Source organism: Autumnicola edwardsiae (genome assembly GCF_031846505.1).
GTDB classification, from domain to species: domain Bacteria; phylum Bacteroidota; class Bacteroidia; order Flavobacteriales; family Flavobacteriaceae; genus Autumnicola; species Autumnicola edwardsiae.
In genome coordinates, this window is the sequence record NZ_JAVRHP010000013.1 from 33,630 (window position 1) to 54,146 (window position 20,517).

Genomic DNA, 20,517 nt, shown 5'->3' on the forward strand with positions numbered 1-20,517 from the left:
AAAAAGAGATTTTATTTTAGAGGGCCAAATACCCGCGGATGTTTTTCGCGTAGTTGCTGTCGGGTTTTAAAACGTATTTCAGGACGATACTCTGTAGGTTAATCCTTTTAACTTTACTACTCTCTGTATAAAATTTCTTTTTTAGTTATTTTTCTTTGGGATACTCGGTATGTTCTGAGAAATTATTTCTGAAATAATTTAACGAGGTTCACCTATCTCTTTCTGTCGTAATATGAACTATCTCACGTTGCAGATTCCATACATCATTTTAATACAAAGGGGACGACCAATTTTTCCCACTCTTAGCTACTGTCAAAATCGATATCATTAATATTTTAAGAAGTTAATATCTTATTTATTGATCTACGTTAAGTCGTGCCGTTAAAGGCGTACTAAAAATAGAAAACGAAGGTTTTTACTATTAGTAATCCTTTAAATTTCGAGTAAATCAAAAAAAAATAGATATGAGTATTAAAGGAAAAACAATAATTATAACTGGAGCCTCTAGTGGAATAGGAGAAGCTACAGCTAAAAAATTATCTCAGGAAGGTGCGAATGTCGTATTAAGTGCACGCCGCGAAGACAGATTAAATTCCCTTAAAAAGGAAATAGAGCAAAATGGTGGGAAGGCTTTAGTGATTCCAGGAGATGTTACCAACAAAGAAGATTTTAAAAAAATTGTTTCGTTGACCTTAGAAGAGTTTGGCGGGATCTTCGGAATTATTAATAATGCCGGATTAATGCCACTTTCTTACGTTAAAAATTTACATGTAGAGGAGTGGGATAAAATGATCGATGTCAATATCAAAGGTGTTACCAATGGAGTAGCTGCGGTTTTACCCACAATGATGGAACAAAAAAGCGGTCATATCATCAACATTTCTTCTAGCGCCGGAAGAAAGTATTATCCAGGTGGTGCCGTATACTGCGCTACAAAAGCTGCGGTAAAAATGTTTACTGAAGGCCTTAGGGCAGAATTAGCTCCTAAATTTGGAATTAACGTGACTTCTATTGATCCAGGCTTTGTGTCTACTGAATTAACTGATACAATTACAGATGAGGAAATTCAGAAAGATATGGAGCCAATGTTCAAGGATTTAACTCCACTGGAAGCGCAGGACATTGCAGACGCTATCTTTTATTCTTTAAGTCAGCCAAAGAGGACTAATATTAACGATGTGTACATCATGCCAACAGAGCAGCAACAATAGTTTTAATTTTAGTTATTAAGAAAAGAGAGGTTGTTTTGTATTTCCCAAAATAACCTCTCTTTTTATTACAACAATCTGCTCATAATCGAATTATACTTTTACAACCATTTTGCCTTGATTTTTTCCTTCAAAAAGGTTCAGGAAAGCCTGCGGAATTTCTTCAAATCCTTCTACGATAGTTTCCTCGTATGTCAACTTATCTTCCCTTAACCATTGTGAAAGCTGTTTTACAACAGACTGAAAGTCTTCTGCATAATCCCTTACCGTAAAGCCCTGCATTAAAAGACTTTTTTTAATCAGGAAGGTTTCCAGTCGTGGTCCCGTAGGTCTTTCTTCAGCATTATATAGCGCTATGGCACCACAGTTTACCACCCGGCCAAATTTATTCATATTAGTAATTGCTGCATCAAGAATTTCTCCACCCACGTTGTCAAAATATACATCTACACCATCCGGACAGGCTTTTTTTATTTCTTCCTGCATATTGTCTGTGGTTTTATAATTTATGCCTTCATCAAAATTAAATTTTTCAGTGATATTTCGTATTTTTTCATCACTGCCGGCAATTCCTACTACTTTACATCCTTTTATCTTTCCTATTTGCCCCACAACACTCCCAACAGCACCTGCCGCACCAGAGACTAAAAGCGTTTCTCCTTCTTTAAGTTTTCCTATTTTTTCAAGGCCCAGATAAGCCGTAATGCCTGTAAGCCCGAGGATTCCCAGATGGGCGGTTAAAGGAGCATCATCCTTTTTCACCTTGTTTAAATTTTTACCATCTGAAAGCTGATACTCTTTCCAGTCAAGCATTCCGCTTACATAATCTCCCTGGCTAAAATTTTCATTTTGGGATTCTTCGACTTGAGCTATGACCATAGATTCGATCGGTTCATTCAGTTTAAAAGGAGGAATATAAGATTTCTCATCACGCATTCTTCCTCTTAAATAGGGATCTACAGAGACATATAAAGCCTTAAGAAGAATTTCTCCCTCGCCGGGTTGTGGTTTCTCCATTTTTTTGATTTCAAAGTCATCCTTGGAAGGTTTTCCTTCTGGTCTGTTTTTTAAAACAATATATTTATACATAGGATTAAATACGTTTTGATAGTTCTTTCTAAGCTACAATCATAAAATATTCTTACCAAAATTACCCCTATAATAATATCATAAAAGGAATGCACAGGGTTAGAAGAAATTTATAATTGGATTTTGTTTTATATGCAAAGCTCCTTTCCTGTGTAAGAAGTTATCTTTGTAAATTCCGTTAATAAAGAAAAGCAACAACTATTTGATTTTATCCGTTTCAAAATATTTCAAGGATCTGCTGGATTTTCTAAGGAGCACCGATTTTTCCAAGGCCATTGTTCTTACTATCGCCATAGTTATACCCATAGCCGTTTTTTCATACTTTTCGAATGTAATTACAGGAGTTGCAATTGCTTCCGGATGTCTTTTAAGTTCCCCCAGCGATGTTGCCGGTAGTTTTAAACATAAGGTAACGGGGGTAGGTTGCGCCGCACTTCTTGCCGGTGTTTCGTCAGTCATTTCTGGTTATGCGCAGGTAAGTCTGTACCTTATTATTCCGGTGCTGGGTTTACTTATGTTCGCTATCAGTTATTTGGCAGTTTTCGGCTTTAGGGCTTCGTTGGTTACCTTCTCCGGGCTTTTAGCGGTCGTAATAAGCTTTGCCAACCTTTCTACAGATATGGAAATTTGGCAAAGAGGGATTTTAATTGTCCTGGGAGGCCTTTGGTATCTAAGCTTAAGCCTTCTTTGGAATTTTCTGAATCCCCGGAAGCAAACCGAGCATTTGATAGCAGAAACGATGGAACTTACTGCGGAATATCTTCGGATAAGGGCTAAGCTTTATACTGAAGATCAGAAGCGGGATCATCTTCAGAAGGAATTATTTTTACTTCAGACAGAGCTTAACGAAAAACATGAAAGTCTGCGTGAAGTTCTGATAAGTTCCAGAAAGACTTCAGGTAATTCCAATTATGCCAGAAAGCGGTTACTGATTTTTATGGAACTTGTAGATATGCTGGAGCTGGCAATGGCAAACCCTGTAGATTACCTTAAAATGGATGAACTTCTAAGAGGAGAGCAGGAACAGTTTCAAAATATTCAAAGCTTGCTTAATGCCATGGCAGAGCATCTTGAGGAAATCGCTTCATCTTTAAAATATAATAAAGAATTACCGGCCAATACCCTGAAAGTTTCTTTAGGCAAATTAGATGCGGGACTACTGAATTTCCGCAAAGAAATAGATATAAATGAAAGGAGGGAAACTATGCTGTTGCTACGAAATCTTTTTGATTATCAGGAGCAGCAGGTGCAACGGGTGAACAGCATTTTCAGGATACTGAACAACCTGGAGAGCGAGAAGAAACTTTTTATGAAGAGTAAAGAGGTATCACAGTTTATTACTCCGCAGGATTACGATCCAAAGATACTTATTGAAAACTTTAGTTTTAACTCCATCATCTTCAGGCATTCTATCAGGCTCGCAGTTGTGGTGATCATCGGGTTTTCCATTGGGATATATTTCTCTATTCAAAATGCATACTGGATTATCCTCACCATCGCGGTAATTATGCGGCCAAACTACGGTCTTACCAGAGATCGATCAAAACAAAGGATCATAGGGACTCTAATTGGCGGCGCAATAGCTGTGGGAATTGTTTATATTACTCAAAATGAAATAGTCTACATGATTTTGGGAATAGGCTCTTTAACCCTGGCTTTTTCTTTGATCCAGAGGAATTACAGAACAGCAGCAATTTTTATAACCTTAAGTATCATTTTTATTTATGCTTTACTGCAGCCAAACGTCCTGAATGTGATCCAGTATAGAATTGTAGATACGCTAATTGGTGCCGGCCTTGCGGCTTTGGGAAATTATTTTTTATGGCCCTCATGGGAATTGCAGGGCATCAAAAATTATATTCATAATAGTATTGCCGCAAACAGGAAATACTTAGAACAAGTAGATACTTTTTATCACACAAAAGGAAAAATGCCTGTAAGTTACAAGCTGGCCAGGAAAAAAGCTTTTCTGGAAATGGGAAATTTGAGTGCAGCTTTTCAGCGAATGACGCAGGAGCCAAAATCCAGGCAGAAAGCCATTAGCCGGATTTATGAAATTGTGGGTTTAAATCAGACTTTTTTGTCGGCTTTGGCCTCTCTTGGCACGTATATTCAAAATCATAAAACGACCGCAGCTTCAGTTAACTTTGAAATTTTTACCAATTTTATTTCTGAAAATTTAAAAACTTCAGAACAGTTGCTCCTGAACAAAAGCCTGGAGGAAGCTTCTCAAAAAACTTTTGAAATTGAAGGAGCAGCAATGGCACTTAGAAAAACCTATGAAGATTTGGTGGAAAAACGGGTTACCGAAATTAGGGAGGGAAAAGTAGAAATTGATCCCGATATGAGGCTGCAGTTGCAGGAAGCCCAGCTGGTGAATAACCAGGTAAGATGGCTTTCAGATATTTCTACAACTATTAGAAAAACAGTATCAGAGTCTAAAGAGATCCTGAAAAACACCTGGAATTAAATGAGTAAAAGAGCCTTAAAAAAATATCTTAATTCCCTTGATAAGGAACAATTGGAAGAACAAATTCTGGATCTGTACGAGAGGTTTGGCGAGGTAAAAACCTTCTACAATTTTGTGTTTAATCCAAAAGAAGATAAGCTTGTACAGGATGCAAAATATAAAATTTCTAAGGAATACTTCCCTACGACTTCCAGGAGGCCCAAGGCGAGAAGGTCTGTTGCTCAAAAACATATAAAACATTTTCTGAAGCTTGGATTAGATTCTCTTTTACTTGCAGATGTTATGCTTTATAATATCGAGATAGCCCAGGCTTTTTCCGCAGACCGCGAAATCAAAGAAGCTTTTTTCCGCAGCATGTATAAATCTTTTGAGGAAGCTTGCGGTTTTATACTTGCGAATAATCTGGCTTCAGAATTTATTCCCAGGATGCATAAAATTGAAGTAAACACTCAGGAGCAGGAATGGCCAAATAAATTCCGATTCGAAAAATTAATGGATCAATTTCATTAACTGTTCATATTCTTAATCCTGGTAATTTCCTGTACATTTGAAAAATGACCAGGTTTGTCTTTTTGTTTTTCTTCATACTTAGCTGTACATCCTCATTTGCCCAACTTGCAATTTGTGAGGGAAGTAAAGGAGATCCTATTTTTCATGAGGATTTTGGCTCGGGTAACGGCAGCGGCTCTCCATTTCCTTTCGGTACAACAAGTTACTCTTATGTGACCGGAGATCCACAGGACGGGCAGTACACGATTGCGGGAGGTGTGGGACAGCAAATAAATTCCTGGCACAGTTTTTTGCCGAATACTACACTTTCCAATGAACGGGCACTAATTGTTAATGCAGATTTTACTTCAGGCCAATTTTATAAAACGGAAATTACCAACCTCTGTGAAAATACTTCTTACGAGTTTTCAGCATACCTGATAAATATCTATAACAGGCAAAATCCTAACTGCCCCAATGGCGGGATTCCAATTAATGTTCGTTTTGAGATTTGGGACGAAACCGATACACAGCTTCTAAAAGAAGGTAGTACCGGTGCTATCGCTTCTCGTTCAAGTCCGGCTTGGGAGCAGTATGCGCTTACTTTCCAGAGTGAGGCAGGGCAGGACTCGGTAATCCTAAAAATGTTCAATAATGGCGAAGGTGGCTGCGGTAATGATCTTGCAATAGATGATATTATTTTTAGGTCCTGTGGAGATTTGACCACTGTTACTTCCGAAGAAACCGCCGGAGCAGAAATGGTGGTTTGTGGATCTGATGCTCCGGTAAATGTGGAATTAAGTGCGACACCAGATAATTCTATTTATCAAAGTCACGTTTTCCAGTGGCAGGAAAGTGAGGATGGCGAAAATTGGCAAAATATAGCAGGCGCTACGGGAGATAGTTATGTATCCGATCTAATAAGCACTTCTACATATTTTAGGGTAAAAGTAGCTGAAGATGAGGTGAATCTTGCCAATAATCTCTGCAGCTCTGCTTCTGAAGCCTTTTTTGTGAATGTAGTGCCAACGCCGCAGGCTCCCGTAAGCAATGGAGATATACTAATATGTAGCGGAGAGCCCTTTCCGGAGCTTTCTGTGCAAATTGAAGGTGATGAAACCGTAAATTGGTATGATGCTGCTACAGGTGGTACCTTAATTGCTGAAAATACCGCTTCTTTCAGTCCGGAAAGTGCCGGTATTTATTATGCTGAAGCAAAAAAAACAAATTACGATTGTGAGGTGAGTCCAAGAACTGCGGTAGAATTTACTATTTACGAAGCGCCGCAGGTAGAGGACGAAAATTGGCAAATTTGTGCAGGCGCTTCCCTTACACTCAATGCCGGGGTTTCGGGAATGTCTTACAACTGGTCAACCGGGGAATCTTCCCAGACAATTATAATTGATAGCCCCGGAGAATATAACGTCGGTATTTCTACTGCGGAAGGTTGTGAGGTAGTTAAGAACTTTTCGGTTTCACCTACAGATGTAGCCGCAATAGCAGATATTATTTCTGAAGAAAATACAATCACCATAGTGCCGGCAAATAGCGGTACATTCGAGTACTCGCTGGATGGTACAAATTTTCAGGATTCGAATGTTTTTACAGGAATTTCCGGCGGAATTTACACTGCATACATAAGGGATCTCAGCGGCTGTGCCACAGTTTCAAGACAATTTCCGCATATAGTTATACCAGAGTTCATTACACCAAATGATGATGGATATAACGACACCTTCAGTTTAAACGGAGTAGAATATTTTCCTTCTTCAGAAATAAGGATTTTTGACCGTTATGGCAAATTGCTGAAAATAGGCAATGGGGAAAACTTTTCCTGGAACGGAATTTTTGAAGGAAATGCATTGCCCGCTTCAGATTACTGGTACCACATTTATATTGAGGGGTATAAAACTATTAAAGGCCACTTCAGCTTAATGCGATGAAATTCAGACTTTAACTTCCTGCCCTATAGGTTTTATTTTTGCAATTCTCTGGCAATTTAGAACTACAAGTGCCATTGCAGCAAAAAGTAGGAGCATAATTGTGCTGAAACTAATTCCTGCATCAATCATAAATCCAACAATTAAAGGCCCCAGGGCAGTGCTTAAAACCATAAACATGCTAAATACACTTCGTATGGCGCCCATTTTTCTAATTCCGTAGATTTCCGCAATAACCGATGTTTTCACAGTTCCAGACATGCCGCTGGTTACCCCGGCCAGGATAAGGAAGATGAGCGCTCCCATTATACTTTCCATAAATGCGAACGGAAGCAAACCTATATTCATTGGGATAATATAAAACCTGAACATCTTTTTTGCAGATATTTTATCTACCCAGCTTCCCCCGAGTAAGGAAAAAATTAGCCTCGTTATGGCGTAAACGGTGAAAAAGGTGGCATAGAGCTGCGGAGACCATCCTTTGTCCTCAACAAACACGTACTGGTAAAAAAAGATCGCCGTATTGGTAAATCCTAAGATAAAACTTGCAGGCATCATTATCCCGAATCGCTTATCGAAAACTACATTTTTGTAATCCTTTAGAAGTGAAAATGCAGAAGGTCGTCCTTCTGAAGATAAATCCTGATCAAATTCTTCGAGGTTTGTAAACTTTAATTTGATAAGATAGAGAAGGAGGGCCACGCCACTTACAATTGCTGCAATACGCCAGTCGAAATAGGCTATAATAGAAGCGATTATTACAGGAAAAATAGCTTCACCAACAGAGTATCCCAGGGAGGAAACGCTTAGGGCCTTACCTCGGTTCTCTGTAAAGCGTTTGGACATGATCGTCATGCTAATGTGGCTTAGCAAACCCTGTCCACACAATCTCATCCCTATAAGTGCTATAAATAAAAATGCGATATGGTAGGAAAAACCAAGTATTATATTTGCAATTGCCAGGCTTAACACCGTAAAAGCGGTTACTGTTTTGGTCGGTTTATGATCTACGGTATGCCCCACACTTAGCATAATTACAGAAGCAGTTACAGTACAGGCGGCATAAATAGCACCAAATCCTCCCTCAGAAATTGCAAAAGCTTCAATGATTTCCGGAACATATAAAGAGATCAGGAAGGTTTGTCCAAAGCTGGAAAGGAAGGTTAGCAGCCATCCAAAACTGACTTTTCTGAAGTTGGTTTGTAAAAATCTGTAGTATTCTTTCAATCTTAACTTTTTCGGAAATGCAAAGATACTATTACCCGATTTGCTGAAAAAGAAAGAGGAAAGTATTTAGAATTTATTTTTAATCCCTTGAGATGCTTCAGGAGATTGTAAAATTATAAATCTTATGAAATAATAAAGGCCACCCTTGTGAGGTGGCCTGAGAATAATGGCAATGATGTTACTTTTTAGATTTGTCCATCTTTTCCCCTTGCCTTTGAGGAGCCTGCTTTTTTTCAGAATCTTTTTTCTTTGGATCCTGTTTTTTTGATTTCTCTGCCATGATTAAAATATTTATGGTTAATAATAATATCTTATACTAAATTTACGTGGAAAACAGCTTTGAATGTGTACAGATTGGCAAATAATTAACTCATAAATTTCCAGACCAATACTGCAATTTTCTTTATTCAGTAATCAACAGCATTTATTAGAATATAGCCTAAAATTCGATTGCTATTGTTTATTTTTGAGTTTCAAATAAAAATTCCGGTAAACAGTGGCTGTAATAAATAAACAATCGGTAATTGACCAGATTCAGGAAAATAAAAGAAATCCGAATCTCAGGTTTTCTATTAAGGAGAAAACCGAAGAATTCACACGTAAGCTTTTTTATACTCTTTTTGATAATGACACTCCTGTTCCGGAAAACATTGATGAGTTGGAAAAGCTTTTTGAAGAACTGGCAGATCTTGTTTGCTGGTTGCCAGATAAACCCTGCAGGGATATATGGTCAGAATATCTGGAAAAACTTCCGGAAGTGCTCAGGAAGCTAAACGAAGATGCCCGTACAATTGCAGTTAACGATCCCGCAGCAAACTCTATAGAAGAAGTTTATCTTTCTTACCCCGGTTTTTTTGCTATCGCCATTTACAGGTTAAGTCATGAATTTTACAATTTTGGACTTCCACTAGTACCGCGGTTAATGACGGAGTTTGCCCATCGCTTAACGGGTACAGACATTAACCCGGGAGCTAAAATAGGAACGCCTTTTTTTATAGACCACGCAACCGGGGTTGTAATCGGGGAAACTGCAATTATTAAGAACAACGTAAAGATTTACCAGGGAGTAACCCTTGGCGCCCTTTATGTAGACCGCAAGATGAGAAGTGTAAAAAGGCATCCCACAATAGAAGAAAATGTTACTATATATGCCAATGCCACTATACTTGGAGGAGAAACAATAATTGGCGCCAACAGCATTGTAGGAGGAAATGTGTGGCTTACCGCTTCTGTTCCTGCTGATTCCATGGTCTCACACAATCCACGGATAAATATTAAAAAAGCTGCTCAAAAATGAATGAATCTATTATAAAGTTAATTGGTAATACTCCGCTGGTAAAAGCCAATACGCTGATTAACAATTCAAATGTAGAACTTTACCTGAAATTGGAGGGACAAAATCCGGGAGGTAGTGTTAAGGATCGTGCAGCTTATTTTATGATTAAAAATGCCATGGATAGGGGGGAGATTACAAAAGAAACAAAACTTATTGAAGCCACCAGTGGAAATACAGGGATTGCGCTTGCCATGATTGCCGGTATTTTTAAATTGGATATAGAACTTGTAATGCCTGAGAATTCTACTATAGAGAGAGTACAAACCATGAGGGCATATGGTGCAAAAGTAACCCTTACAGATGCAGACGGCGGTATAGAAGGAGCAAGGGATTATGCCGAAGATAAAGTTAAGACAGGAAATTTTTTTATGTTCAATCAGTTTAGTAATAACGATAATTGGAAAGCACATTATAATACCACCGGACCCGAAATTTGGAGAGATTCTAACCATAAAATAACCCACTTCGTATCGTCTATGGGTACTACAGGGACGATTATGGGTACTTCCACTTTTTTAAAGGAACAAAACAAAGAGATTCAGATAGTAGGGGTGCAGCCTGAAGACGAATCGAGCATACCAGGAATTAGGAAATGGCCTGAAGCTTATTTACCTAAAATTTTTGATGCCAAAAAAGTAGATAGAATTTTGGAAGTAAATGAAGATGAAGCGCGAAAAATGACCCGCAAGCTTGCTACAGAAGAAGGTATTTTTGCCGGAATGAGTAGTGGTGGAGCAACAGCAGCCGCTGTTAGGTTATGCGAAGAAATTGATAAAGGTCTGGTAGTGAGTATTATTTGCGACAGGGGCGACCGATATTTATCGTCAGATCTTTTTAAATAAAAAAGAGGATTTACATTATACACAAATCCTCTCTCCAGTACTAATTCAAAATAGAAAATGATCTAATTTACAACCAGGGCATTCCGGGTGTTATTCATAGAATTATTGGTAACGTGAACTTTAATCCGCTCTTTTCTATTTCCTTTTTCTACAATAATTCTATAACAGCCTTTATCCATTTTCTCACCTGTTCCTATGGCAAAAAACGTGCTTTTGGTTATATCCCATCCGTGGTATTCGTTAAATATTTTATTTCTTACTTCGTACGGTAATGCCGCATTCTTAAATCTTTGTACGGTTTTTACCAAGTCACCATTAATGTCGTAGTTGGCCCGTAGAAAGCCTTTGCGGCTCTTAAAGGTCACTTCATAGGAGTCTGAACCTTTCATCTGATTCTCTTGAAGATATTCCTTCATTTTAAAATTGTTGCAAATAAATCCAATGGCGTTAATTTCAAACTTATCATTAAGTTCTTCTGGAATAAGGAATTCGTCATTTGCTGTCTCCAGGTTTTTTGTAAAAGATTCTGTTGGCTTTACTTTAACTTCCTCCAAGTCTATATTTTTTGTCTCGAAAGAGAGGAAGAAACCTGCTAAAATTAAAAGAGTGATTGCATTTTTCATGATTAGAAGTTTTTAAGTGAGTACTAAAAGTAGCATCATTAACACCCATTAAAAACTACCTAAGTAGCACAAAATCAGTTTTTAACAATTAGGAATTTGTGCTTTTCTTTTCCAACAGACTTATAAGCAGGGGGAGATTCATTACCTGGAGATTTTCTCTCGATGTGAGAACACAGCCATTTTTCTTTAGCTTCTGAATATGGCGGTTTACTACGGCCCTCGTAGAACCTATCAGAAAGGCAATTTCTTTATTGGAAAGATCATTAATTAACTCCAGATTGTTGGAATCTTTATTAACGTTGGTAATTAGGAGCTTTAATAATCGTGTAGAAATATCGGTAAAAGTAATATCTGAAACATAATCTTCCAGCATGCGCAGCTGTTTACCAGCGTAGGACAAAAGATTTTTATAATATTCCGGATTTTTTTGAAGCCATTTATGTAAATTTTCCATGGGTGCAGCTAGAACCCTTACATCATCAAGACTTTGATAGTAAACTTTATGCCTGCTACCGTCTAAAAGACAAAATAGATCCATAAAATCTCCTTTTGTGAGCAGGAATAAGGTTACTTCCTTAGTACTTATTTCATCGATCTGATACATCTTTACTCTTCCCTGCAGAATTATAAAGAACTTACACAAAAACTTGTTTTCATCTATAAAACAGGTGTTTTTAGGCCATTTCTCCTCATAAAAAAGAGAGATTAGACTTTTAAAAGTAGGATCATCCATCTCTGAGAGTAAACTACAATTCTCTAAAGACCTTCTGTAACGTTGGTAAACCAAATTTTTTCCCTTCATTTTATAGTAATTAAAGATTGGAAGTGGGGAGAAATCACGGTGACCATTCCGTTTATAAAAAGACGAAGTGCAGAATAGAATGTTACAAAATATCGTAATTATATGATAATCATAAAATTACATAAAAAATTGTGATATGCATACACAAAAATTAAAATCTTATTTTATCCAAAAGATTTTATATTACTTTAAAAATCTACTATTTTTGCAAAATTGCAGACTTAATAAAGCCTATGGAAATCGAGACATTTGGAATTGAGAATAAGAAAGTAGAGAAAGAGCTATATGACTACCAGCAAAAGGACATAGAGAAAATTTTTGGTGTTATTGATGAACATCCAGAGCATTACAATTTACTTTACCAGCTTCCTACAGGAGGTGGGAAAACAGTTATTTTCTCACAAATTGTAAGGGAGTACATTCAGCGTACACAAAAGAAAGTCTTGATCCTCACGCACCGGATAGAACTTTGTAAGCAAACTTCTAAAATGCTTACCGACTTTGGTGTTCGCAATAAAATTATAAACAGTAAAGTAAAAGAACTTCCAGACCAGGAAGACTATATGTGCTTTGTTGCTATGGTGGAAACCTTAAACAATCGTCTTCATGACGAAAAATTGGATTTGCAGAACATAGGAATGGTAATTATTGATGAAGCGCATTACAATTCCTTCAGGAAGTTATTCAAGTTTTTTGAAAAGTGCTTTATCCTGGGCGTAACCGCGACTCCGTTAAGTTCCAATATTAAACTTCCTATGAAGGACAATTACCGGGAGCTTATTGTTGGGGATTCTATATCTTCACTTATAGAAAAAGGCTTTTTAGCCAAAGCAAAAACTTTTAGCTACAATGTGGGCCTCTCCGGGCTTAAAATAGGGATGAACGGGGATTATACGGTAAAATCTTCAGAAGAACTGTATTCGAATTTCTCGATGCAGGAAAAGCTGCTGAATGCCTATATGGAACGTTCTAAAGGACAGAAAACCCTTATTTTCAACAATGGTATTAATACTTCAATAGAAGTTTATGAAACCTTTAGAAATGCCGGTCTAAAAGTCAGGCACCTGGACAATACCACCAGCAAACAGGATAGAAAAGATATTTTAAAGTGGTTTAAGCACACACCAGATGCTATTGTAACTTCGGTAAGTATTCTTACAACTGGTTTTGATGAACCTACTGTAGACACCATTATCCTGAATCGTGCTACCAAATCCCTTACACTTTACTTCCAGATGATTGGCCGGGGATCGCGTGTATTACCTGGAAAAAAGGAGTTTAATGTAATTGATCTGGGGAACAACCTTGCGCGTTTTGGCAACTGGAGCGCTCCTGTGGACTGGAAACAAATTTTTAGATCTCCTGATTTCTATTTTGAAAATCTTCTTAGTGATGAAGAGATAGAAAGAGAATTTAAGTACCAGATGCCACCTGAAGTACGAGAGAAATTTGCCAATTCTGAAGAGGTGGATTATGATGTGGAGAGTGCCTATGACGAAGTGATCAAGAAAGGACTGAAATCCAAAACCGTATTGGAATGGTCTATGGATCAACACGTTAAAATGTGTGTGGAGAACAGTGAAGATGTTTTTGATGCCCGTATCCTCGCAAAAGAGCTTAAAGACGATATTTCTTCAAGAATTAAGCAATATTCTTATTGCATTAGTAAGAGTACCAAGAATTACAGGGACTGGTTAGAAGAAGATTATTCGAGGAAACTAAGAATGCAGATCAATAAGGAGTTTTAATTTTTCTGCGGAAGCAGTTTTTTAAGAGGCCATTCAAAAATGGCAAATATCGGCTTTTTTATATTTTGAAGACGGTCCGGAAATGACCGGATAGATTTATACAGGATGAAAATTGTCAATTTTGGAGGACCTCTTTAGTCTTTTTTACCAAAAAGCCTTCCGAAGAATCCCTTTTTCTCCTTTTTTTCTTCCTGTTGTTCTTCTTCATTATCGTCAGAGCCTGAAAAGAGGCGTTTAAAGAATCCGTCGCGCTTTTTTTCCTCACAATCCAGCATTTCGGCAACTTCAGAAGAAACAGGGGCAAAGCGTGCATTGGTAATATTGTTAAAATATGGATACTGATTCATTTCTTGCATAAGCCTGGCAAAAATTGGCAATGCAGAATTTGCCCCCTGGCCAATTCCCGTATTTCTGAAACCTATCCTATGATCATCTGCCCCAACCCAGGTTACCGTAACCAGATTCGGAGTAATTCCTACAAACCAGCCATCTTTATTATTCTGTGTGGTGCCGGTTTTACCTGCAATGTCATTGTTCAGTCCGTAAGTGGATCGCAGCCTGGTCGCTGTTCCTTCATTTACTGTTGCCTGCATAAAATTCAGCATTACCTGCCGCGTGGTTTCGCTAAAAGCGGGAGTTTGGGCAACTTCAGGTTTAAAGGAGGCAAGAAGATTACCATTTCCATCTTCTATCCTGGTGATATAATATGGTTTACTGGGCTTTCCATTATTTACGTAGCTGGTATAAGCTCCTGTAAGTTCTTCAATACTTAATGAAGCTGTTCCCAGGGCAATAGAAGGTACCTGCGGAAGATCAGATTCTAGCCCCATTTGTCGCGCTTCCTGAATTACGTTACCTATTCCCGTTTCCATTAGCACTTTTACAGCTATAGTATTCATGGAAGTGCTGAGGGCTGTTTTTAGGTTATAATTCATGTGAGGATCGTCGCCGGAAGATGAATTCGCCGGTGTCCATCCATTTTCATAAGTAACCTCTTCAGCAGAAAAGTACGTACAGGGTTCCATTCCACTTTCTAAAGCGGCAGTGTAGACGATTGGTTTAAACGTAGAACCCACCTGCCTTTTACTCATCGAGACATGATCGTATTTAAAATACCTAAAATCCACTCCGCCAACCCAAGCCTGGACTGCTCCGTCCTCGGGCTGTACGGCCAGCATTCCTGCATTAAGAAATTTTAGGTAATGCGCCACACTATCAATAACACTCACATTTTTAGTGCTGGAACCGTTATAGCTAAAGAGTTCTGTAGGTTTGGTTTTTCGTAATTCCTGCATGATTTCTTCATGCTTCAGGCCATTATTGCTAAGTTTTTGGTAAGATTCAGTTCTTTTTACTGCATCTTCGAGAATTCTATTTTGCAACCATGGAGCATTATCTCCATAAGAAGTTTCATGTTGCTGCTGCAGGTCCATCATATGCTCGCGCATAGCTTCTTCAGCCAGCTGCTGCATTTTATGATCGAGGGTGGTGTGTACTATGAGTCCGTCGCGATAGATATTATAAGACTGGCCTTCTATATTTTTAAGTGTATCCAGGATTTTGCTTACATCTTTTCTTATCTGTTCCCGAAAATAGGGGGCAAGGCCTTTATTATTGCTGTAATTCCTGTAATCGAGGACAAGATCTTTCCGTTTAGTTTCCAGGGCTTTTTCTTCGGAAAGGTAGCCGTAGCGGGCCATTTGCATTAATACCACATCCCGTCGCAACCTGCTTCTTTCAGGAAAAATCCGCGGATTATAAGAATGGGAGGCCTTGAGCATTCCTACTAAAACTGCTGCTTCCTCTAAATTTAGTTCTGAAGTATGTTTGTTGAAGAACTTCATGGAAGCACTTTCAATACCATAAGTATTGTCACTAAACGGCACCGTATTAAAATAAAGGGTAAGAATTTCTTCTTTTGTATAATGATCCTCCAGTCTGTCGGCAATAATTGCCTCCTGGACTTTGTTTATAACAATCCCGAAGGCGCCATAATCTTTTCTTCCGTAGATATTCTTTGCGAGTTGTAGCGTGATTGTGCTTCCACCTCCAGAAGATTCGTCCTGTAAAAGTATAGACTTAAAAAATACACGTAAAAGGCTGCGGTTGTCAATGCCGTCATGTTCAAAGAAACGAACATCTTCAGTCGCTATAAGGGCTTCAACAAGATGTTGCGGTAGTTCTTTAAAGGTAATGGGCTGCCTGTCGAAAATGTAAAATTTCCCGATTAATTCTCCTTCTGAAGATAAAACCTGGGTGGCTTTACTTTGTTCTAATTTTTGAAGTTCTTCCGAAGAAGGTATTTTTCCCCACATCCCAAAGTAAATACTGAAGAAAAATAGTAGGGCCAGTGTTAGGCAACCTAATAAAATTACCAGGAACCACTTTAATTTTGGGGACGTTTTTAATTTTGATAGCATAGTAAACTGAGACTGCTACAAATAAACGAATACTTCCAAAATATAAATTCATTTTAAGCTAAATTTTAGAATATGGCAAGAGGGGTAGAAGGAAGTAAAAAATAGCCGGTGACGTTTTGCGTCCCGGCTATGTTGGAAGTAAGTGCATAATTTTTGCTTTAAATTTTAATTGCAGTAGTTCCTTCTGTTAAACCACATGTCGCGGTTATTCTTTTGCCTGATGCTCATAAAGGGTCTTCTATGGGTTAAATACCCAGCCTGCGAACCGTCCGGATTCTGAATGATAGTTTCTAAAATTTTCATGATGACTATTAATTCTGAGTGATGTTATTCTTTTAGTTGTAGCGTCTTCGGCTATACCAGCTTCCCCTGTTGGAAGGTTGCTGAATGTTCAGGAATGATTTTCTGTGTGTTAAATCTCCGTCTCTAAATCCTGCAATGTTTTCTGAAGTTTTCATATCTAAAATTTTAAAGGTTATATTCAAGAGAATTTTTAACTTTAGATTTGTGACAGTACTATGCATTAAATAGTAGATAATTAACTTATATTTAATAAATCTTAACCTCAACAACGGCTCTGGAAATATGGCAAAAAACTGTTAATGATTTTGGAGTGGCGTGGCAAATAGATACTTTAGGGAAAACGAGTTATAGAAGTTCGTTAAACAGGAAATTCTAATGATTAAGTCTGTACTTTGGATAATTGCCGCAATTCTGGCAGTGGGAGCGCTCCTTTATTTTGTATTTAAGGATAACGCTTTTATTTCCTTTGATGATTCTAAAAAAACTTATCAAGTTAAACAGCAGTGGGATTTACCCGAAGAACTGGCAGAAGTTTCCGGCTTAAGCTGGGTTGGAAATAATCGCATCGCCTGTATTCAGGATGAAGACGGAATTATCTTTATCTATGATCTTTCCTCTTCAGAAATTGTTTCTGAATTAAAATTTGCTGGTTCGGGAGATTATGAAGCTGTTGCTGTTAACAATACCGATGCTTATGTAATGCGCAGTGACGGCCTGATTTTTCAGGTAATAAATTTTAAACAAGAAGATCCTGTGGTTAATGAATACCAAACACCTTTAAACAAAGAAGACGTAGAGGGCATGGCGCTGGATTTCAAAAACAACCGATTACTGCTCACAGTAAAAGATACAGAACAGGAAAATCCTGCTTCTAAAGGAGTCTTTTCTTTTGATCTAAGCAGTATGACGATGAATGAAAACCCAATCTTCAGTATTAATCCCGAAGATAGTATCTTTAGCAGCCTTAAAGGAAATGGCTTCCAAAGGATTATCCGTCCTTCGGAAATAGAGATTCATCCTGTTAGCGGAGATATCTACGTTTTGGAAGGACACCAGCCAAAATTGTTAATTTTCGACCCACAGGGAAATCTTTTAGAAATACATCTTCTGGACCCTGAACAATTTCAGCAGCCAGAGGGTTTAACTTTTGATCCCGGCGGAACACTTTATATTTCTAATGAAAGCCGTCGCGCCCCGGCCAATATTCTGGAAGTTGAACTGAACTAAATTCATATTTTTCAAAATTCCCGTTTTCTTCCAGTTTTCAGTGCTATTTTAACCCAAATATTTTAAATGAAAATTCTTATTGTTGAAGATGAACAAGAGATGCTCGAAAATATGAAGCAGGGGCTGCAGCAGGAGAAATTTCTTGTAGAAACCGCTGCCGATTATCATTCTGCCCTTAATAAAATTGGAGTTTATAACTACGACTGTATTCTTCTGGATATCACGCTTCCTGATGAGAATGGTCTGGAATTGCTCAAATATCTGAAGGAAAAGCAGCTTTCAGATAATGTGATAATTGTTTCGGCCAAAGATTCTTTGGATGATAAACTTACCGGCCTTAACCTTGGTGCCGACGATTATCTGCCAAAACCTTTTCACATGGCAGAGCTTACCGCCCGGGTAAAGGCTGTGCTGCGGCGTAACAATTTTGATGGAAACAATTTTGTCCAGATTGCAAATGTAAAGCTGGATCTCGAGAACCGTGATGTTTTTATTCAGGATAAACCGGTGGAATTCAACCGAAAGGAATTTGACATCCTTTCCTATTTCTTTTCCAATAAAAACCGGCTGGTAACCAAAACAGCACTGGCAGAGCGGGTTTGGGGAGATCACATAGATCAGGTAGATAATTTTGAATTCGTTTATTCCCAGATAAAAAACCTTCGTAAAAAACTGAAACAATACAAATCTGAGGTTGAAATAAAATCTGTTTACGGGATAGGATACAGGCTTTCAGAAAAATGAAATTACTCAACTACACCACAAAATATTTTGCAGGGATCCTTTTTTTACTGCTCACGCTTTGGGCCGTACTATTTTATTTTGCAATGCTGGACGAGATCTATGACAGCATGGACGATGGTCTGGAAAACCAGAAAATCCTGGTGATCCAAAGGGCTGCTGAAAATCCTGTAGTTCTTGCCAAAAATGAATTTGGCGATGGCTATTATACTATTAAAAAAGTTCGTGCCCGGGCTGCAAAGAACTTTAAGGAAAGTTACCGGGACACCTTGATGTATATGCAAAATGAAGAAGATTTTGAACCGGTAAGACTTCTGGAAACGGTTTTTTATCAAAACGGAGAATATTTTAAGCTTAAGGTTATTACCTCGATGGTCGAGGAAGATGACCTTGTGGAAGATCTTTTATTTTCCCTGCTGTGGCTTTATTTCGGCTTGATTGTTACCATTCTTATCCTGAACAACATCGTGCTGAAAAAGATCTGGAACCCTTTTTACAAGCTTATAGACCAGCTGAAGAATTTTAATATAGAACGAAGTGATAAAATTGCTTTTGAAAAAACTCCCATTGAAGAATTTCATCTTCTGAATAAGAGCATTGAGCGCTTGCTTCAAAAATCGGTGGACAGCTATGTAGGGCAGAAGCAGTTTATTGAGAATGCTTCTCATGAACTCCAGACGCCATTGGCTATAAGTATAAACAAACTGGAGTTGCTCTTTGAAAAAACTGAATTAGAAGAAGAGGAAATAACCATTTTGGCTTCGGTCCTGAATAATTTGGAAAGACTTACCAGGTTTAATAAATCTCTTTTGTTGCTTTCCAGGATAGAAAATCAACAATTTGCAGTAGAGGAAAAAATACTTATTAATGAAGTGATTTTTCATCTTAAAGATGAATTTAAAGATTTGCTTCAGCACAAGGGTATGGAGATTCAAGTAAATGTATCGCAGGCAATATATATAAAAATGAACAGGGATTTGGCTGTTATCCTCTTTACCAATTTGCTTAAAAATGCCATTGTTCACAGCGATCCCAATACCAATATTGAGATTGAAATTGGGGGCAATCGGGTAAATATTTCAAATTTGTCCAGTAAGAAGAAATTAGATAAAAAACATTTGTTCAGCAGGTTTTATAAGCTTAGTGATAATAAAAATTCCAGCGGACTCGGGGTTGCCATAGCCAAAGCAATTGCAGATGAATACGATTTTAGTATATCTTATAATTTTGATGACCGGCACCAGTTTATTGTGGAATTTTACGATGATAAAAGTTAAAACAATGGTAAAAAAACCTGCTGTGACATTGTTTCCAGATTGTTTCCAGTTTTACATTTCATATTTACTGAATAATTAAAAAATGAAAAATATGAGACGTATACTTTTTACAAGCCTTTTGGCAATCACAATTTCTTCCTGCAACATGAAAGACCAGATTGCGGCAAACCAGGTACCTTCTGTTGTGCTGAACGCTTTTCAAAAGCAATACCCTGAAGCAGCAGATGTGGAATGGGAAAAACAAAATTCAGATTTTGAGGTAGAATTTGAGCGTGATAATGTGGAATATACGGCCCTCATTAATCAGCAGGGCGATATTTTTAAAATTAAGCATGATGCCTCTTTGGAAGAAATTCCTGAAACCGTGCTAGAAAAAATAAAAGCAGATTACGCAGATTATACTATCGATGATGTAGAGGTCCTGAAAGATGGTGAAAACACCTACTTCCAACTGGAACTCGATAAAAAACTGGCGGATAAGGAAATTGTGGTTTCAGAAGCCGGGGAAGTTCTGGATATCGATTATTGGGACTAATTCAAGATGAAATTACCTATGGTGAATAAAATAGCAATATTAATAATAATGGCGGTGCTTGGCCTTACCGCAATCTTCATGGTAACTGTTGATAACAGGAAACAGCCTCCAGCTAATTTTGTTGCTGAATATGAGATCCTGGAAAAATGGCAATTACCAGATATTCTGGAGGAAGTTTCGGGAATTGCATGGCTGGATGATTCTAAACTGGTTTGCGTTCAGGATGAAGATGGGATAATC

Annotated in this window: 17 protein-coding genes and 1 pseudogene; 12 read left to right on the top strand and 6 right to left on the bottom strand. The window is 37.9% G+C overall.

The window, feature by feature from the left end; genetic code table 11:
- The first annotated feature begins 464 nt into the window (after window positions 1-464).
- Entirely contained in the window at window positions 465-1,211 is a 747-nt protein-coding gene (locus tag RM529_RS04260; protein ID WP_311483507.1) for an SDR family oxidoreductase, read from the top strand.
- Between the two features lie 90 nt (window positions 1,212-1,301).
- Here the strand turns inward: RM529_RS04260 and RM529_RS04265 are convergent, their stop codons facing one another.
- Complete coding sequence (locus tag RM529_RS04265; protein WP_311483508.1) at window positions 1,302-2,297, bottom strand: NADP-dependent oxidoreductase; 996 nt, start codon at window positions 2,295-2,297, stop codon at window positions 1,302-1,304.
- Window positions 2,298-2,499: 202 nt separating this feature from the next.
- On the opposite strand from RM529_RS04265, the gene RM529_RS04270 reads away from it, so the two are divergent.
- The 3 genes from RM529_RS04270 to RM529_RS04280 are packed head-to-tail and all read left to right on the top strand — an operon-like array spanning window position 2,500 to window position 7,199.
- Window positions 2,500-4,767 (top strand): FUSC family protein, encoded by a 2,268-nt coding sequence (locus RM529_RS04270; protein ID WP_311483509.1) that lies wholly within the window; start codon window positions 2,500-2,502, stop codon window positions 4,765-4,767.
- Window positions 4,768-5,277 carry a DUF6155 family protein gene (locus tag RM529_RS04275; protein ID WP_311483510.1) on the top strand — a complete coding sequence of 170 codons (510 nt, stop codon included), beginning with the start codon at window positions 4,768-4,770 and terminating at the stop codon, window positions 5,275-5,277. It begins immediately after the preceding gene.
- 44 nt (window positions 5,278-5,321) lie between these two features.
- Entirely contained in the window at window positions 5,322-7,199 is a 1,878-nt protein-coding gene (locus RM529_RS04280) for a T9SS type B sorting domain-containing protein (RefSeq protein ID WP_311483511.1), read from the top strand.
- Between the two features lie 3 nt (window positions 7,200-7,202).
- On the opposite strand, the gene RM529_RS04285 is transcribed toward RM529_RS04280, so the two are convergent.
- Window positions 7,203-8,423, bottom strand: coding sequence for an MFS transporter (locus tag RM529_RS04285; RefSeq protein ID WP_311483512.1), 1,221 nt, complete (start codon window positions 8,421-8,423; stop codon window positions 7,203-7,205).
- A gap of 505 nt (window positions 8,424-8,928) precedes the next feature.
- Here RM529_RS04285 and RM529_RS04290 point away from each other — a divergent pair.
- On the top strand, window positions 8,929-9,720 hold the full coding sequence (locus tag RM529_RS04290) for a serine O-acetyltransferase (RefSeq protein WP_311483523.1): 792 nt from the start codon (window positions 8,929-8,931) through the stop codon (window positions 9,718-9,720).
- Window positions 9,717-10,601 carry a cysteine synthase CysM gene (cysM, locus tag RM529_RS04295; protein WP_311483513.1) on the top strand — a complete coding sequence of 295 codons (885 nt, stop codon included), beginning with the start codon at window positions 9,717-9,719 and terminating at the stop codon, window positions 10,599-10,601. The genes RM529_RS04290 and cysM overlap by 4 nt, the downstream gene beginning before the upstream one ends.
- A gap of 62 nt (window positions 10,602-10,663) precedes the next feature.
- Here the strand turns inward: cysM and RM529_RS04300 are convergent, their stop codons facing one another.
- Both RM529_RS04300 and RM529_RS04305 read right to left on the bottom strand, forming a co-directional pair.
- Window positions 10,664-11,224 carry a hypothetical protein gene (locus RM529_RS04300; protein ID WP_311483514.1) on the bottom strand — a complete coding sequence of 187 codons (561 nt, stop codon included), beginning with the start codon at window positions 11,222-11,224 and terminating at the stop codon, window positions 10,664-10,666.
- 88 nt (window positions 11,225-11,312) lie between these two features.
- The gene (locus RM529_RS04305) at window positions 11,313-12,026 is read right to left on the bottom strand and encodes a Crp/Fnr family transcriptional regulator (RefSeq protein WP_311483515.1); all 714 of its coding nucleotides are present in this window, start codon (window positions 12,024-12,026) and stop codon (window positions 11,313-11,315) included.
- Between the two features lie 233 nt (window positions 12,027-12,259).
- On the opposite strand from RM529_RS04305, the gene RM529_RS04310 reads away from it, so the two are divergent.
- Entirely contained in the window at window positions 12,260-13,774 is a 1,515-nt protein-coding gene (locus RM529_RS04310; protein ID WP_311483516.1) for a DEAD/DEAH box helicase, read from the top strand.
- Between the two features lie 134 nt (window positions 13,775-13,908).
- On the opposite strand, the gene RM529_RS04315 is transcribed toward RM529_RS04310, so the two are convergent.
- A complete protein-coding gene (locus RM529_RS04315) occupies window positions 13,909-16,194 on the bottom strand; it encodes a transglycosylase domain-containing protein (RefSeq protein WP_311483517.1) in 2,286 nt (761 codons plus the stop codon).
- Between the two features lie 335 nt (window positions 16,195-16,529).
- Entirely contained in the window at window positions 16,530-16,652 is a 123-nt protein-coding gene (locus RM529_RS04320) for a hypothetical protein (protein WP_311483518.1), read from the bottom strand.
- A gap of 220 nt (window positions 16,653-16,872) precedes the next feature.
- Here RM529_RS04320 and RM529_RS04325 point away from each other — a divergent pair, with 220 nt between their 5' ends.
- The 5 genes and pseudogenes from RM529_RS04325 to RM529_RS04345 all read left to right on the top strand — a co-directional run.
- Entirely contained in the window at window positions 16,873-17,724 is an 852-nt protein-coding gene (locus RM529_RS04325; RefSeq protein ID WP_311483519.1) for an SdiA-regulated domain-containing protein, read from the top strand.
- A gap of 66 nt (window positions 17,725-17,790) precedes the next feature.
- Window positions 17,791-18,468: a response regulator transcription factor gene (locus tag RM529_RS04330; protein WP_311483520.1), complete on the top strand. Its 678-nt coding sequence runs from the start codon at window positions 17,791-17,793 to the stop codon at window positions 18,466-18,468.
- A complete protein-coding gene (gene porY, locus RM529_RS04335) occupies window positions 18,465-19,742 on the top strand; it encodes a PorY family sensor histidine kinase (protein ID WP_311483521.1) in 1,278 nt (425 codons plus the stop codon). The genes RM529_RS04330 and porY overlap by 4 nt, the downstream gene beginning before the upstream one ends.
- A gap of 91 nt (window positions 19,743-19,833) precedes the next feature.
- Window positions 19,834-20,277: a PepSY-like domain-containing protein gene (locus tag RM529_RS04340; RefSeq protein ID WP_311483522.1), complete on the top strand. Its 444-nt coding sequence runs from the start codon at window positions 19,834-19,836 to the stop codon at window positions 20,275-20,277.
- A gap of 6 nt (window positions 20,278-20,283) precedes the next feature.
- A pseudogene (locus RM529_RS04345) lies at window positions 20,284-20,517 on the top strand (SdiA-regulated domain-containing protein); the annotation flags it as partial.